A 16,787-nucleotide genomic window follows, 5' to 3' on the forward strand; every position below is an offset into this window, starting at 1 on the left:
TTTTGCCGGACGATTGTCCATAAGCCCTTATAAGGCTGCTTCAAATTCTTCCTTATCCTTCCCAAAAACCTTCTGTAATACCAACCCGATCACTATCGTCAGAGAGGCCCCAATTACATTCAGCCACAGGTAGCTCAATATTTCATTGAGGTATACATATTGTATGTATATGCCAATTACTAACGTCTGCGTAATGACCGCGCTCCAGAACATTGCCTTCGCACGGATGTATTTGATATAGAACGCCACAAGGAATACGCCCAGCACTGTACCGTAGAATATGGAGCCTATGATGTTGACCAACTGGATAAGGTTTTCGAACAGTGTACCAAAGCAGGCGAAGAGTATGGCAATAACCCCCCACATAAAGGTAAACTTCTTGGTCATGTCGACAAAATGCTTGTCGGTTTTTTCGCCTTTCACGTGGCGTTTGTAAATGTCTATGGTGGTGGTTGATGCCAGTGCGTTAAGCCCTGACGCGGAGGATGACATCGCCGCCGAGAATATCACCGCCAATAATAATCCAATAAGTCCTTGTGGCAGGAAGTTAAGGATGAAATACAGGAATACGTAATCTTTGTCATTGGTCTCGGCATTATTGTCGGCCGACTTGATAAGGTCTTTAGCTTGGTCGCGGAGGTCTTTTTCCCTTGTGTTGAGCGCGACCAGTTTGTTATGCAGTTCCCTGTTGTCATAATCCTGTCCAAGCTGGTGTACATACAGCAGGCTTATCTCTTCTTTTTCGGCCTCGACATTCTTTAGCTGGCCTTCAAGCTTTTGATAATCGGCTTTATATTCCGAATTATTAATGATTTTGGTATTATTCGGGTTAAAGTGCAGCGGAGCCGAGTGGAACTGGAAGAATACGAACACCATAACGCCTATTAATAGTATGAAGAACTGCATGGGCACTTTCAACAGTCCGTTCATGATAAGCCCCATCTGGCTTTCGCGGATAGACTTGCCCGAAAGGTAGCGCTGCACCTGCGACTGGTCGGTACCAAAGTATGCCAGCATAAGGAAGAAACCTCCGGCAATACCGCTCCAGATCGTGTAACGCTCTTCGGGGTCAAAAGAGAAATTGAGTATGTCCAACTTTTTATTGGCTCCCGCAATGTGCAGTGCATTCGAAAATGTAAGGTCTTCCGGCAAGTAGTGCAGTATCGTAAAAAAGGCGAATGCCATGCCTGTCATGATCACGAACATCTGTTGCTTGTGGGTCACGTTCACGGCCTTAGTTCCGCCGGTAACGGTATAAATGATTACCATTACACCAATGAGCAGGTTCATCAGGTTAAGGTTCCAACCCAATAATGATGACAATATAATGGCAGGGGCGTAAATGGTAAGCCCTGTGCCGAGCCCACGCTGTATAAGGAAGATCACCGACGCAACTGTACGTGTTTTCACGTCAAAGCGCTGCTCGAGGAATTCGTAGGCCGTAAATACCTTCAGTTTGTGGAAAATGGGGATGAACGTAATGCAGATGACCACCATGGCCAGTGGGAGGCCGAAGTAGAACTGCACGAACCCCATACCGTCGTGATAGGCCTGCCCTGGCGTGGACAGGAACGTAATGGCACTGGCTTGCGTGGCCATTACCGAAAGGCCAACGGTCCACCACGGGGTTTCATTATTGCCCAGTATGTATTCGTTAACGTTCTTGCTGCCCTTGGTTTTTATGACGCCATACCCCACAATGAAAAGGAGCGTTGCCGAGAGTATGATCCAGTCGTATAACTGCATATCAGAATATTTGCATTAGGAAGTAAAAGATCACAATGTAGATCACGTTGAGCAGCAGCACCAGCGAGTAGCTCTTTTTCCACGTTGACGGATTTTTCATTCTCTTTATTTTTCTATTATTATTTTTTATTCGGGTCGTAATGGCAATAGTAAATTGTCAATATAAATTGTTCATTATTTGCCAAGTCCTATAATGTTCGCCATCAGTCTATATGCTCCGGAAACGCCCTCAGGCAGTTCGCGGAAAAAGCTCAGGCCGGTATAAATATAGTAACCTTTGCCATATTTCGCTACAAGCAGGCCGCCTTTTTTGGCTTCCTCACCTTTATCGTGCGATGACAGTATTGGCACGAACTCCGGTCCCCACTGGTCAGGATAGTACAATCCCTGTTCCTGTACCCAGCCCTTAAAGTCCTTATCCGATAATTTGTTCGGGTAATTTAGCACGGGGTGCGACGGGTCAAGGAATGTTACCCTGGCATTTTCTTCAGTAACCCTGTCACGCGAAATACGGAGAGGGTAAGGGGCTAGCTCTTTTATGGCAAGGTCGCCAGTAGTATTGTACTGCACCACCATGTTACCGCCGTTCTTAACGTAATCGAACAGTATTTGTTGTTTAAACACCAGTGCATCCAACACATTGTACGCACGTATGCCCAACACCACGGCATCAAAACCTTTCAGGCTTTCCGCAGAAATGCCTTCCGGTGTTAGCAATGCCACTTCATAGCCCATCTGCCTGAGGCTTTCGGGTACGTTATCGCCCGCACCCATGATGTAGGCTATCTTTTCACCGCGTATTTTCAGGTCGGCTTTGGTAAATTTAGCGGTAGACGGCATCAACACCTGCTGCGATACAATGTGAGGGTACGTGATCATTATAAGTTCACGGTCGTATTCCTTTCCGTTGATAACCGCAACACTTTTCGCTGTAGCTTCAGTGGGCGTTGTAGGTGGTGTCACTTCAAATACTACCGTTGTCCCGCTGCCTTTGCGCGACAGGTCAAAAGGTATGGAAGCGGGCGTAACTTTCCAGCCATTCGGCAGCTCAAATTTCAGGTCACCTTTGCAATTGTCAATACCTGCCTGTATGCGGATGCTTACCGTTTGCTTTTTGTTGTTGGTGAACAGCTGTACTTTGTTCAGTATTTTGGTCGTAACAGCGGGAATAATGTCCAGCGGCTGGTATACTTCGCCCATAACCGGGTCGTTATACTTGTAAACGATCTCCCTTCTGAACGGTATCGAAACATTACCGATGCGGACATTGAAATCTACGAACTGCTCCCTGATGATGTCCGGCATGCCTATTTTTTGCAGGTCGTCCACGCGGTACATACCCGATGTGCCTTTCTCGGCAAGCCAGTAAGGAGAGGTATAGTTGGTGTTTTCTTTTATCCGGATGTCAATTTCGCCCGACTGGTTCACATTGTTATCAAGTGGTGTTGTAATGTCTTTTTGCCCGGAAATTGATTCCAGTACCATCTGGATAGCACTACGATTGATGGCCTCCCATTTTACTTTCAACGGACTTCCCGGTGTTACGGCCTGCTGTTCAGCAACGGCCTCAAGATATAATCCGCTACAGATCGCAATAATGTTCTTTATTTCCTCCTGCTTAATGGCAACCCAATGCTTATCCTCTAACTTTCCGATCATCACATACACTTCGACGAGTGCGGGAACGGAAGCTGACGGGTTTTTAAAATCGAAATTTTTTAATATTGTGGCAATGGTATCGCCTACAGGCTTGCCGCCTTTAACACGGTTCCAGGTGGTATCTATGCCTTCAAAAAGGTTTTGTTTGTCCTTCAGGTCATCACCTTTTATCAGTTCGAGGTATTCCATGTCGTCACCACGCTGCCCTGTAGAGCCAAACCCCTGAGAGCGGTGCTTGCTGCGGCTAAGTGCGGCTATCTCCTGGTTCGATCTTCCTAATAACGGGTTGTACACACCTGTTTGCAAGTTGATAAGTTTTGACTTATCTGCTTTCTCAAAATTCTCCTTGCTTCCAAAAAACCACCACGAGGTATTGAACAACAAACGATCTGGCCGCCATGTCTTTACATATTCAAGCTGCTTTGGTTCATATTTGGGATCAGCCGCCAGGTCCCATGCTTCCTGCGTGAGCATGGCCGAAGATGTATGGTGCCCGTGGGTCGTACCCGGCGAACGGTGATCGAAACGGTTGATAATCACATCGGGCCTGAACTTTCGGATCACCCAAACCATGTCCTGCAAAACTTTTCCTTTTTCCCATATTTCCAGCGTCTCATCGGGCATTTTAGAATAGCCGAAGTCGTTAGCGCGGCTGAAGAACTGCTCGCCGCCATCTACCTTGCGTGCCTCTATAAGCTCCTGCGTACGTATAACGCCCAGCTGTTCGCGGAGTTCCAGGCCAATGAGGTTCTGCCCGCCGTCGCCGCGCGTTAGCGAAAGGTACCCCGTGCGTGCGTGCTTTTGATTGGCCAAAAATGAAATGAGCCTGGTATTCTCATCGTCCGGGTGGGCTGCGATGTAAAGTGCCGTACCAAGGAAGTTGAGCTTTTCAAGCTTGTTATATATTTCTGCCGAAGTGGGCTTGGAAGGTTGCGCAAAGCTGAGGGTAAAAGAAAATAAGAATGTAAAAACAAACAGGTTTATTTTGTTACTAACCACATAGGGGCATAGGTGGGATAGCTTTTTTTGAGGAAGGCATATTTTTACATAGCTTTTGAAGCTTTGCTTCAATCTCTGTATGCTTTCAATGCACAGATCGATAAATCCTTTTTTCATCCTAAAAGCTATGTGCCTATATGGTTCAATTTTTAAAAGATACTTCATGGTATTAATCGTAAAATTCTTTGTCCTCGCGGGTTATAGGCACGATGCTCACACCTTTTTGCAGCAACAGACTGTTGGGATAGGTAATGAGTTCGCCCTCGCGGGTGCGGAGTATGGTATGGAATGTCTTAATGTCCTCTATCTGGGCTTCAATGGGGAAGTCCTTATCATGTATGCGGATCACATCACCTATTCGGAACGGATAGGTAAAAAAGATGATGATGCCCGAAGTAATGTTGCTGAGTATCGACCATTGTGCGAAGAAAGCCACGCCAATAACGGTCAGCGCCCCGGTAATGAAAGCAAATAGATCGTTCGTACGGATACTCCAAACGGAAATGATGATGACGGTAAAAAGAACGAACATTGCAATATCTATGTACTTGGTGATAAGATTAGTGCGGTGTTCAGATAGGTGCGCCTTACGGGCGTATTTCTTTGTAAGCCATTTGATCAACAGGCTCAATGCAATAAATACTATTACAGTTATAACTGTCCGTAGTATCTCTGTGTAATAAATATGTTGTTTAAATTCCTCCATTAAGCAAATTTACTCAAATGTTGGTAGACTTTATCTACCGGCATGCCTACAACATTGGCATACGAGCCTTCGATCTTCGCGATCGCCACCAGCCCGATCCATTCCTGGATGCCATAAGACCCTGCTTTATCAAAGGGTTTATAATTGTCAAGATAGTATTTTATCTCATCGTCCGATAGTGTGTTAAAGGTGACTTTAGTTGTTTCGTTGAATACCTGGGTCTTGTCGAGGTTTTTTATACATACCGAAGTGATCACCTCATGGGTATTCCCCGAAAGTGCTTTTAGCATTGCAAAGGCGTCGTCATGATCTTTTGGTTTGCCCAGTGCCTTGCCGTTATACCATACAATGGTGTCACTGGTTATGAGTATCTCATCATCCGAAAGCGTATCGTCCATGCTTTTTGCCTTAAGCTCAGCAAGGAAATCAGTTATCTCAGCGCCCTGTAATGTATCGGGGTAAATTTCCTCCACATCTTTGAGACGGACCTCAAACGGCACGTCGAGCTCCCTCAGGAACTGCTGCCGGCGTGGCGAACCTGAAGCCAGAACGATCTTGTGATCCTGTAGTTTTTCCCTAAGCATTGTATTTGATATTGAAGGTTATTACTGCAATGGAAACTGACGTGAACAACAGTACAAGCTTGATCACGGTTACCAGCTGCGCGAAGTCTTTCTGTGTTTTCGAGTTCCACAGCTTAATGGTAAAATAGATGATCGGCCCGAGCAGGAACAGTAGGCAGAAGCCCATGGCCCAAAGCAGGTTGATAAGGTAGGTATTAACATAATACAGTACCATGGTAATTGGAAGGATCGTTAATCCGCACACGAGTTTAATGGTACGGTCTTTACCCAAAGCAATGGGCAGCGTGTTGATCCCGGAGTTGTAATCCTCATCAGAATTAGCCAGGTCCTGTGCAAACGTAAGGAGCAATGCTATGACAAACACAAACAGCGCATAGTCCAACAGCAGGCTGAACAATGTACCCAGCACAGGCTGTGTTTCCGGCATAAGCAGCGGGTAAAAGTTGAAGATCCCGATCGCTACTATTGGCAATGCCGTAGCGATCGAAATGAGGATGTTGCTTATTAGGATAGTCTGCTTAAGGCTTGTGGCATAAATGTAGAGCGTTGCCGCGGCTACCACCACGATACCGGAGTACAGCGGAATGCCCACCAGATTAGCAATGTAATACGAAAGCCCTACGCCTATGATTGTAAGCACAATGTACAGGTTATAGCTTTGCGCTTCCGAAATGTCATATTCCTTGTGTCCTATACCGGCCGTGTTGTTTATAAAAAATCCGCCCGCTGCGATAAAAACGCAGGAGAAGGCGAGCAGTGCATACTGCCAGTCGTTCAATGCAGGCATTATTGCTTCCTGCGCCGATATGAACCCGTAGCGGAAAATGAACAGCGATAACGCCAGGATGATAAGGTCGGGTATGTTGAGTAATTTGATGAACTTCATTTATATTTATTCGGTTATTTGTAGATTTGATTATTGGCAGATGGGGGTTTGTGATCTGTTAGTTATTTGGATCAGATCAGTCGTATCTGGCATTAAAATGCTCCATCCATTTTCCCTGCACCTTCATTACCTGTTCGATAACATCGCGCACACAGCCGGCGCCTCCATTCTTGTGCGAAATGTAGCGGCTTATTGCCTTGATCTCCGGAGCGGCATCCTGTGGGCATGTGGGCAGGCCAACCAGCTGCATCACGTGGTAATCGGGAATGTCGTCACCCATATACAACACCTGTTCGGGCTTAATATTGTAGATGTCTATAAATTCATCAAATGTCTCCACTTTATTCGGTACACCCAGGTAAATATCGGTTATTCCAAGGTTGCGAAGGCGTATGCGCACGCCTTCATTCAGTCCCCCCGATATGATGCATACCGTATATTCATTCTCTACAGCGGCCTTCATGGCATACCCGTCGCGTATGTTCATGTTGCGCAGCATTTCGCCGGTAGGGGTTACGTGTATAGTGCCATCTGTCAGCACGCCGTCCACATCAAAAATGAATGTGGTAATATTGTTCATCAGTTCTTTATAGCTTTCAGCCATTATCCTGTATCGATTGGGTTAGTATTTTGTAGATGTTCCTTTGATTATCATCCTTCAGGAGATCAAGGTGCCTTTCAATGGTTTTTTGGTCGTGGCGTATTGCCGGTCCCGTCTGTGCCTGAATAGGGGAGAGTGTACTCACTTTATCCGCGGTCTCTGTTATCAGCGGGTTCAGGATATTAAACGGAATGTTATTCTCCTGACAGATAGCATTGCCCAATGCATACATATGGTTGGAGAAATTGCTCACGAATACCGCGGCTACGTGCAGTGCCTGCCTTTGTTTGGAGTCGATGCTGTAAACGGTTTTCGATAAGGCATCCGCCAATGTTCTGAGTAATGCATAGTCGTTTTCAAATTCACTTTCAAGGCACAGCGGCACTTTACTGAAGTCGATCGCCTTGTTTTTGGAGAAAGTCTGCAATGGGTAAAATACCCCCCGGCGGTTCTTGCCATCGAGTTGGTCCAGTGCCACGCTGCCCGAAGTATGAACCACTAACTTTCCTTCAAATGGCAGCTGTGAGGACACCTCCGCGATGGCATCATCCGTTACCGAAATGATATAAACATCGGCATTGGCAAGTTTTTCCAAAGAAGAGGTGATCTTTTCTCCAGGAAGATCTGTCAGTTTTTCGGGATCACGTGCGTATAGCTGCACCAGCATTGCCTGCCCGGTCGTATCGATGGCTTTGGCAAGGTGCTGCGCTACATTTCCCGACCCGATTATGACTACTTTTAACATGACGGCTAAATTATAAAAAAACTTTCAGGAATTAGAAGCGCTGCGCTTGAAGTTATTTCACTAAGATCCGCAAGAGTTTCCATTGCAAGCAGTGTTCCGGTTACTCAATAATTAAAGGACTTTGTGCCTTCTTTGCGGATCTTTGCGGAAATAAAACAAAAAAGCGGCCGAAGCCGCTTCCCATTATTCTTTAACCCATTTGTTGTCTTTAAGGTCAATGTCCGGAACTACTTTCATCGGGTCTATTTCAACCGACTTAAGTTTCTTGTCCGACCTTACCAGGAATTTCCATTCTTTGGTACGCATCCAGGTCTCGACAGGAAGGGTACGCATCTCAATGGTATCATCGGCATAAGTTATCTTGAATACTACCGGCATTGGGATCTCCCCTTTGTTCACGAATTTAATGATGGCCGAACCTTCTTCCTGCTCTACGTCCAAAATGCCAAGATTGATGTTGCCGTTCTCTATGAACCACCCTTTCCAGAACCAGTTCAGGTTCTCGCCGGCCGCGTTATCCATCGCATTGAAGAAATCCGAAGGCTGCGGGTGCTTGAAAGCCCAGTTTTTGATGTAGGAACGGAAAGCATAGTCGAAACGGTCGTGGCCCAGTATGTATTCCCGTAGCATTATCATTCCCGTAGCGGGCTTGTAATAAGCGGTGTAGCCAAGGTTCATGTTCTTGGCAACATCAGGGTAAGTAGAGATTCCTTCACGCCCTTTCCATTTAAAATAATGCACACGGTTCTGCGCTTTGGCAATATCAGTAGGGTATTCGCCATTATTAAAATCCAGTGTGCTGTAGTAGTTGATAAAGGTATTGAAGCCTTCATCCATCCACGCATAGCGGCGCTCGTTAGACCCTACGATCATCGGGAACCAGTTGTGCCCGAATTCGTGGTCGGTAACATCCCAAAGGCTTGCGCCCGAAGCGCCTGCCTCACAGAACGATACACCGGGATATTCCATGCCGCCCGCATTAGAAGCTACGTTCACAGCATTAGGGTAAGGGTATTCAAACCACATTTTTGAATAATGCTCGATAGATGCCTTTGTATATTCGGTCGAACGGCCCCAAGCGGTGTTAGCTTTACGTTCAGCAGGGTAAGCCGACTGCGCCATACCTTTCCTTCCGCTCGGAAAGTTGATGCGCGCGGCATCCCATACAAATGCCTTTGAGGTAGCAAAAGCCACATCGCGGCTGCTGGTCATTTTAAAATGCCATGTTGCCTTACCGCTTTTCATAGGGCGGGTAATGGCGGTATTGCCTACCTCGTCAGGTGTGATGAGGTATACGGTCTGGTCACTCTTCTTTGCCTCTTCCAGGCGGGCAAGCTGCTGCCTGGTAAGTACGTCCTTGCCGTTCACAAGTTCGCCTGAACCCACAACGATATGATCGAATGGTACCGTGATCTTATAATCAAAGTTGCCATACTCCACATAAAATTCACCTGCGCCAAGGTAAGGCTCCACGTTCCAGCCTACAACATCATCATATACTGCTACACGCGGATACCATTGTGCAAGGGAGTAGATCGTTCCCTTTGGCGTTTTCAGCTGGCCCATCCTGTCCATGCCCGACTTTGGTATCCTGTATTCAAAGTTCATCGAAACGATCGCTTTCGCCCCCGGCTTCAGCGGCTCATTCAGGTATACCTGCATCCTCGTATCGCTGATCAGGAATTTATCTGATGATGATTTTTCGGTCTTAGCCGAAAGATTGGTTATAGTAATGCCTCCATCGGTATCACCCGAATAGCGGTTGCCCGCAATGGGTGTGGTGAGCGTACCGCGCGAATCGGGAGTGAAACGGTTTTGCTCTACGTACATCCATATATATTCCAGCGTTTGCGGGCTGTTATTATGGTAGGTCATGGTCAGCTTGCCTTTAAGAACATTGTTCACATCGTCAATTTCGGCCTCAATAGCATAGTCGGCATTGTTTTGCCAGTATTTAGGGCCGGGCACGCCCGATGCTGCGCGGTACTCATTGCCGCGGCGGTACATCACGTCGTCAAATTCCGACTGGTTGTTCTTATTGGCGGGTTCCTGTGCGAAGGCGATGGTCCCGGTAAGTCCCAGCAGTAGTACAAGTTTGGGTATTCTCATGTAAACGTTACGTTATTGTTGGTTAATTCATTTTTGGGAAACGTCAAATATACCTAAGTTCTGATTAATTAGAAAAAATATTTCACAGAGAAAGCCTGTGAGGTAATGAAAGATCAGGACCACACACCCTCAATCCCTCTCAAGAAGGGAAGAACTTCACTCATGACGACAAAACCGTGCGATCCTTACGTTTGAGTAAGCACGTTCGGGTGTTCAGGTGTCAGGGTTGTGTCAATATTGCATTTTAGATCAAAAGGCTTTTATCTTATATCATGAGTTAATAAAATTTAGTACAATTCGTGCAATTAGTGGTTCATTTTCCAGTATTTTTGCACCAATTTACACTCAACGTTCCACACTCATGGATAAAATAATTTCGTTCTTTTCCTCAACCCGTTTAATGGCAGTACTTTTCCTGGTTTTCGCCTTTGCCATGGGGATCGGCACCTTTATTGAAGATGCATACAATACCGAGACCGCCCGCCTTTTTATTTACAACGCCTGGTGGTTTGAATTGATAATGTTCCTGTTCGTTGTTAACTTTATAGGCAACATTAAGCGTTACCAGCTCCATAAAAAAGAAAAATGGGCCACGCTGCTCCTTCACCTTTCCTTTATATTTATTATCGTTGGCGCGTTCGTAACACGTTACATCAGTTTTGAGGGAGTTATGAACATCCGCGAAGGCGCGACCGAAAAACAATTTTATTCCGACAAGGCCTACCTTACCATTTGGGTAGATGGCGAATACCAGGGCTCGGTGCAGCGACGTACTTTTGAAGAGCCTTTGCTATTCAGTGCCGCTGAGTTTTTCAATTCCAATGACTTTACCATAAAGAGCGATTTCAACAAGATCCCCTTTGAAGTTGACTATAAAGATTTTAAGATCGGCGCCAAAGATACTTTGGTGGCCGACCCGAAAGGCGATGAGTACCTGAAGCTGGTAGAAGCAGGAGGAGGCAGCCGCCACGAGCATTACCTGAAGGCCGGCGAGGTACAGAACATCCATAACATCCTGTTTGCCTTCAACGCACCAACAGAGGGTGCCATTAATATCACTAAGACAGCCGATGGTTATACCATAAGACCTCCCTTTGACGGTAACTTCATGCGCATGGCCGACCAGATGAAAGGCGAGGTTGCCAAAGACACGGCACAGCCCCTGATGATGCGTTCGCTTTACACCCTTGGCGGCGCTATGTTCGTTTTCCCGGAGCCTTCGCTCAAAGCCAGGAGGGACTATGTTTCCGATAATAACTTTAAGAGCAAGGAACAATCGGCACTTACGGTTACTGTGAAGTCGGAAGGGGAGGAGCGCGAGGTAACGCTTTTGGGCGGAACAAAAAGGATAGGTACTCCGGTTTCGATTAAAATCGGCAAACTGGATTATACACTTTTGTATGGCAGTAAAATATATGACCTGCCATTCAATGTTAAGCTGAACGACTTCATTGCCAAAAAACACCCCGGATCGGAAACCAGCTTCGAGTCGTTTGAAAGCAAGGTAACACTGTCCGGTCCTGAGAAAGAAGATAACTTTGACTACCATATTTACATGAACCACGTGCTCGACCACAAAGGCTACCGCTTTTTTCAGGCTTCGTATGATGCCGATGAAAAAGGCACGGTACTTTCCGTAAGCCATGATTTTTGGGGAACATGGATATCCTATATTGGCTATTTCCTTCTTTACATAGGCCTTATGGTGATACTGTTCGATAAGAATACCCGCTTTGGCGACCTGAAGAAAAAACTGGACAAGGTAAAGGCTAAGAAAGCGAAGCTGGCAACGGTTATCGCATTGTTCCTAAGCATCGGCGCCTTCGCTCAGAATGGCCATATCCATGAGCGAATGAGCCAAAAGCAGATCGATTCGCTACTGAACAAATACAAAGTAAGCGAGGAGCATGCTGAGAAATTCGGGCGACTCATAATACAGGATGGTGACAGGATGAAGCCTGCCAATACTTTTGCATCGGAACTATTGCGCAAAGTAAGCAAGAACGATACCTACAACGGCATGAATGCCGACCAGGTGCTGCTTTCGATGGCATTGATGGACGAAGTATGGTACAACGTGCCGATACTTTACCTTCAAAGAGGCAATGACAGTATCCGTAAAGTGCTTGGCCTTCCTAAAGATGCCAAATATGCCGCGTTTGCAGATTTCGTTGACCAAAAGACGGGAAGCTATAAACTGACATCGATACTGGTGGAAGCCAACCGGGCGAAAGAGCCAAATAAATTCGAGCAGGATTTCCTTGATATCGACAGGCGGCTGACATTACTGAATTGGGCCATTTCTGGTGAGGTGTTCCGCGTGTTGCCTGTGCCCAATGACAAAGGCAACAAGTGGATAAATTACCGCGAAGCTACCGAAGGCAAGATCAAAGGGCTTGATACGGTTAAGAATATCATACCTTTCTACCTGCAAAGCCTTGGAGAAGCGGTTGTTACAGGTGACTACAAACTACCCGACAGCCTGTTGGAGGGGCTGAAAAAGATACAGCACGAGCAGGCGAAGGATATCATGCCATCGGATGATAAAGTGGAGGCTGAGATATTATATAATAAGTATGATATTTTTAAGAAATTGTATTCGTATTATATGCTTGCCGGTATTTTGATGATGCTATTTGTCATCCTCAAAATATTCAGGGAACGAAAATGGTTAAGAATCGCCGTAAATATATTCTATGGCATCATTATGCTTCTTTTTGTGCTGCACACCTTAGGCCTCATTGCCCGATGGTATATTTCCGGCCATGCGCCGTGGAGTAATGCCTATGAGTCGGTTATCTATGTTGGTTGGGCAACAGTATTGTTCGGGTTCCTCCTGAGCGCATTCAGCTACCAGCCTGTTTATAAGTTGACCGCCATACTAAAAGCGTTTTTTGGCCTTTCGGAAAAGCACAGGTCAGAGCTTACAGTTGCTTCTTCGGCATTTGTTGCGGCCATTGTGCTTTGGGTAGCACATCAAAGCTGGACCGACCCCGAAATTGGCAACCTTGTACCGGTACTGAATTCGTATTGGCTGATGATACACGTGGCGGTTATCGTGGCGTGCTATGGGCCGTTTACCCTGGCCTTCATGTTGGGCATCGTAGCCATGCTTCTGATGGTATTCACCAATAAGGACAACAAGGAAAAAATGGACCTGAACATAAAAGAGATCACCTACATCAACGAGATGGCGCTTACCGTAGGCCTCGTAATGCTTACCATAGGCAACTTCCTTGGAGGGCAGTGGGCTAATGAAAGCTGGGGCCGCTATTGGGGCTGGGACCCTAAGGAGACCTGGGCGCTGGTAAGTATCATGGTATATGCCTTTGTGATACACATGCGTTTCGTGCCTTTGTTCAGGAGCCGATGGACGTACAGTTTCTTCAGTGTACTCGCTTTTGCATCGATACTGATGACGTATTTTGGCGTGAACTTTTACCTTACCGGATTGCATTCCTATGCGAGCGGAGAGGTAAGGACACCGATGTACTTCCTATACATGGCGCTGGGCGTATTTGCTTTGGGGATCGTTTCGTACATACAGTTCAGGAAGCATTTGAGGAAGTAGGAATAATCAGGATTAATTTAACCACATACATACGTAGGCTCATAGTTTTATTGAAAAGGCATGTTTGAGGGACAGATAGGGTGAAGCACAGCTTCACCTATGTTTGAATATGTATCCTTTTTATGCCAATATTACCTATGTGCCTATGTGGTTAAAAACCTTTTCGTAATTTTATATAAAAATAACCGATGAAAAACATAGCATTACTGGCGTGTGGGATGCTGCTGCTCTTTAGCTGCCAGAACCAGGCACAGACAAAAACTGCGAAAGCGACCGAAAAAACAAAAACCATGGGAAAAGAAACCATTTATCAGTATAAAGTGACCGACCTAACAGGCAAGCAGTTTGATCTCGCGTCCCTGAAAGGCAAAAAAGTAATGATCGTAAATACAGCCTCAAAATGCGGTCTTACGCCACAGTATAAAGACCTTGAGGCGCTTTATAAAGAGTATAAGGATAAAGGGCTTGTGATCATCGGCTTTCCTGCCAACAACTTTGCCGCCCAGGAGCCGGGTACCAGCCAGGAGATCGCTGAATTTTGCCAGATGAACTATGGCGTTACTTTTCCTATGATGGAAAAGATATCGGTAAAGGGTGATGACATGGCGCCGTTATACCATTTCCTGACAGAAAAAAGCAAGAACGGCCTGCAGGATAGCCAGGTAGAATGGAATTTCCAGAAATACCTTATCAATGAAAAGGGCGAGCTTGAAAAAGTGATCGGCCCGCAGACACTGCCTACAGATCCACAGGTTATCGACTGGATCAAAGCCTAACTGTGTCAGGGAACAATAATTTTCCCCATATCCTTACGGCATCGTCTACGCTGCTGGGGCTTTGCTTTGTGGTGCTTACATCGATGCATGTAACCAACTCAAGGGAGGCTTCGCTCATTGATGAGTTTACTGCCGGAGCCATCATAATGTTCATGGCCAGCAGCATCTTGTCATACCTTTCCATGCGCAGTTTGAAGGAAGCGACATCTAAATATGAGAAGATAGCCGACGTGGTTTTCCTGACGGGGCTTATCTTTTTATTCGTAACTACAATGCTCATTGCATTTAATGTAATTAAGTAAATGACCTATCCTAAAATACCTTTGGCACAAAGCATTATCGAAATTTGCCTTGCTAAAGGAGTTAATGATATAGTGATCTCGCCGGGATCGCGCAACGCACCGCTTACCATAGGTTTTGCCAACAATCCTGACTTTACCTGCTATAGTATTGCCGACGAAAGGTGCGCCGCATTTTTTGCCATGGGCATTGCACAGCAAACTAAAAGACCGGTGGCCGTAGTATGTACATCGGGATCGGCATTGCTGAACTACTATCCTGCAGTAGCTGAAGCATTTTACAGCCAGATACCCTTGGTGGTCATTTCTGCCGACAGGCCGCATGACAAGATCGACATTGGTGACGGCCAGACCATACGCCAGGAGAATGTATATGCCAACCACATTCTTTATAATGGTAACCTGCTGGAGGAGGCATCCGAAGAGAACGACAGGAAAATAAACGAAGCCATAAATACCGCAGTAATGCAAAAAGGCCCTGTGCACATCAATGCACCGTTCGAAGAGCCATTGTATGAAACGGTTGCGGAACTGTCAGTTACTCCAAATATAATTGACCTACCGCTAAAGAAGACCGGTTTTGAAGATCTGGATCCGTATGTAGAAAAATGGAATGCTGCCAAAAAGAAACTGGTATTGGTGGGTGTGAATGACCCCAACACCATTGACAGGGCTATCATAGAACAGTTGGCGAATGACCCCTCGGTAATTGTGATGACCGAAACACCTGCCAACCTCTACCACGAGAGGTTCTTAGGGAGCATCGATACGATAATAACCCCATTTAAGCACGAGGACTTTGAAGCATGGCGGCCTGATATACTGCTTACTTTCGGCGGGATGGTGGTTTCCAAAAGGGTAAAGGCATGGCTGCGGAAATATGCTCCGGCAGAACATTGGCATATTGATACCCTTAGGGCATACGATACTTTTGGCGCACTGACCAAACATTTTGTGGTAGAGGCTAATGAATTCCTTAACGATCTCCTTCCGAAAACGCGAACTGTTGAAAGCAATTATAATCAAAAGGCGCAGGAACTAAAGGCTTTCCGTAAACTGAAGCACGATGAATACCTGGCAAAAGTGATATTCTCTGATTTCAAGGCATTTGACCTTATATTACCTGCCCTGCCTCAAAACTCGCAATTACAGATAAGCAACAGTGCTTCGATACGATATGCGCAGCTTTTTGAAATGCGCAGCGATATTGAAGTGTTCTGCAACCGGGGAACGAGCGGGATAGATGGCAGTACCTCGACAGCGGTGGGCGCGGCAGTAGGAAGCCAAAAAGAAACCGTACTGATAACCGGCGACGTAAGTTTTCTATACGACAGCAACGCACTTTGGAACAATTATATCCCGAAGGACTTTAAGATCATCGTGATCAATAACGGTGGGGGAGGGATCTTCAGGATATTGCCGGGCCATTCGGAAAATGAGGTTTTCAATACCTATTTCGAAACGGCGCACCACCTGAACGCCGAACATTTGGCGAAGATGTATGGGTTTGGCTACCAGTCGGCATCGGATGAGTTGTCGTTAAAAACGGCTTTGCCTGCCTTCATGGAAAGATCAGGACAGCCTAAAATACTGGAGGTCTTTACGCCGATGCGGGAAAATGATGGGGTGTTGCTGGGGTATTTTAGGGAGTTGGTTTAAATTTGATCTTGTTTTTGTGCATCCAAAGCGCACGAATGGATTCGAAGTAATCACTTTGGAATGCGATTGTGATTATCTCATCAATTCGGAAAGGAAAATCATAAGCTTCTTCAACTTTCCCTTCTGTATCAATAGAGTCTATGATTAAATCATTGCCTTCAACAACATTTATCCTGCCATAAAACAATTCCGTTTCATCCTCATCCTGAAATTCAAACAGACCAAATCTGTCTTGTGACCATTTTAATACTCCAATGGTATCTGAAAATTCGAAATCAACAGGCATATCAATCTTAATTTTCCTCAATTTCAGAACTCGTTCTATTTGTTTTTCTTTAGCTGAATTGATACGCTTTAGGACAAATTCTTTTCTAAACAATTTATAACCATCGAGTACATAATCTGCGGGTATGTGTTTTACTAAATCCAGTCGCTGTTTTCAGATAA

At 45.8% G+C, this 16,787-nt stretch carries 13 protein-coding genes; 4 read left to right on the forward strand and 9 right to left on the reverse strand.

Features of this window, described 5'->3' with window-relative positions:
- Positions 1-27 precede the first annotated feature (27 nt).
- From ACT6R0_RS04785 to ACT6R0_RS04820, 8 genes are all read right to left on the reverse strand, one after another.
- On the reverse strand, positions 28-1,746 hold the full coding sequence (locus tag ACT6R0_RS04785; protein WP_444651782.1) for a sodium:solute symporter: 1,719 nt from the start codon (positions 1,744-1,746) through the stop codon (positions 28-30).
- A 174-nt stretch (positions 1,747-1,920) separates the two neighbouring features.
- A complete protein-coding gene (locus ACT6R0_RS04790) occupies positions 1,921-4,521 on the reverse strand; it encodes a PIG-L family deacetylase (protein ID WP_444651784.1) in 2,601 nt (866 codons plus the stop codon).
- 52 nt (positions 4,522-4,573) lie between these two features.
- Positions 4,574-5,110, reverse strand: a complete 537-nt coding sequence (locus ACT6R0_RS04795) for a mechanosensitive ion channel domain-containing protein (protein WP_444651786.1) — start codon at positions 5,108-5,110, stop codon at positions 4,574-4,576.
- Positions 5,110-5,694: a Maf-like protein gene (locus tag ACT6R0_RS04800; RefSeq protein ID WP_444651788.1), complete on the reverse strand. Its 585-nt coding sequence runs from the start codon at positions 5,692-5,694 to the stop codon at positions 5,110-5,112. The genes ACT6R0_RS04795 and ACT6R0_RS04800 overlap by 1 nt, the downstream gene beginning before the upstream one ends.
- Positions 5,687-6,580 carry a UbiA family prenyltransferase gene (locus tag ACT6R0_RS04805; RefSeq protein WP_444651790.1) on the reverse strand — a complete coding sequence of 298 codons (894 nt, stop codon included), beginning with the start codon at positions 6,578-6,580 and terminating at the stop codon, positions 5,687-5,689. The genes ACT6R0_RS04800 and ACT6R0_RS04805 overlap by 8 nt, the downstream gene beginning before the upstream one ends.
- A 76-nt stretch (positions 6,581-6,656) precedes the next feature.
- Positions 6,657-7,184 carry a KdsC family phosphatase gene (locus tag ACT6R0_RS04810; RefSeq protein WP_444651792.1) on the reverse strand — a complete coding sequence of 176 codons (528 nt, stop codon included), beginning with the start codon at positions 7,182-7,184 and terminating at the stop codon, positions 6,657-6,659.
- Positions 7,177-7,926, reverse strand: a complete 750-nt coding sequence (locus ACT6R0_RS04815; RefSeq protein WP_444651794.1) for a Rossmann-like and DUF2520 domain-containing protein — start codon at positions 7,924-7,926, stop codon at positions 7,177-7,179. The genes ACT6R0_RS04810 and ACT6R0_RS04815 overlap by 8 nt, the downstream gene beginning before the upstream one ends.
- A gap of 183 nt (positions 7,927-8,109) precedes the next feature.
- The gene (locus tag ACT6R0_RS04820; protein WP_444651796.1) at positions 8,110-10,035 is read right to left on the reverse strand and encodes a M1 family metallopeptidase; all 1,926 of its coding nucleotides are present in this window, start codon (positions 10,033-10,035) and stop codon (positions 8,110-8,112) included.
- A gap of 400 nt (positions 10,036-10,435) precedes the next feature.
- On the opposite strand from ACT6R0_RS04820, the gene ccsA reads away from it, so the two are divergent.
- The 4 genes from ccsA to menD all read left to right on the forward strand — a co-directional run bounded on the left by ccsA (position 10,436) and on the right by menD (position 16,340).
- The gene (gene ccsA, locus ACT6R0_RS04825; RefSeq protein WP_444651798.1) at positions 10,436-13,606 is read left to right on the forward strand and encodes a cytochrome c biogenesis protein CcsA; all 3,171 of its coding nucleotides are present in this window, start codon (positions 10,436-10,438) and stop codon (positions 13,604-13,606) included.
- Positions 13,607-13,794: 188 nt separating this feature from the next.
- Positions 13,795-14,382, forward strand: coding sequence for a glutathione peroxidase (locus tag ACT6R0_RS04830; RefSeq protein ID WP_444651800.1), 588 nt, complete (start codon positions 13,795-13,797; stop codon positions 14,380-14,382).
- A 2-nt stretch (positions 14,383-14,384) separates the two neighbouring features.
- Complete coding sequence (locus tag ACT6R0_RS04835; RefSeq protein WP_444651802.1) at positions 14,385-14,684, forward strand: hypothetical protein; 300 nt, start codon at positions 14,385-14,387, stop codon at positions 14,682-14,684.
- Positions 14,685-16,340: a 2-succinyl-5-enolpyruvyl-6-hydroxy-3-cyclohexene-1-carboxylic-acid synthase gene (menD, locus tag ACT6R0_RS04840; RefSeq protein ID WP_444651804.1), complete on the forward strand. Its 1,656-nt coding sequence runs from the start codon at positions 14,685-14,687 to the stop codon at positions 16,338-16,340.
- Here the strand turns inward: menD and ACT6R0_RS04845 are convergent.
- Positions 16,324-16,719 carry a hypothetical protein gene (locus ACT6R0_RS04845; protein ID WP_444651806.1) on the reverse strand — a complete coding sequence of 132 codons (396 nt, stop codon included), beginning with the start codon at positions 16,717-16,719 and terminating at the stop codon, positions 16,324-16,326. The genes menD and ACT6R0_RS04845 overlap by 17 nt on opposite strands.
- Positions 16,720-16,787: the final 68 nt, after the last annotated feature.

The organism is Flavobacterium sp., assembly GCF_052437795.1.
Taxonomy (GTDB): domain Bacteria; phylum Bacteroidota; class Bacteroidia; order Flavobacteriales; family Flavobacteriaceae; genus Flavobacterium.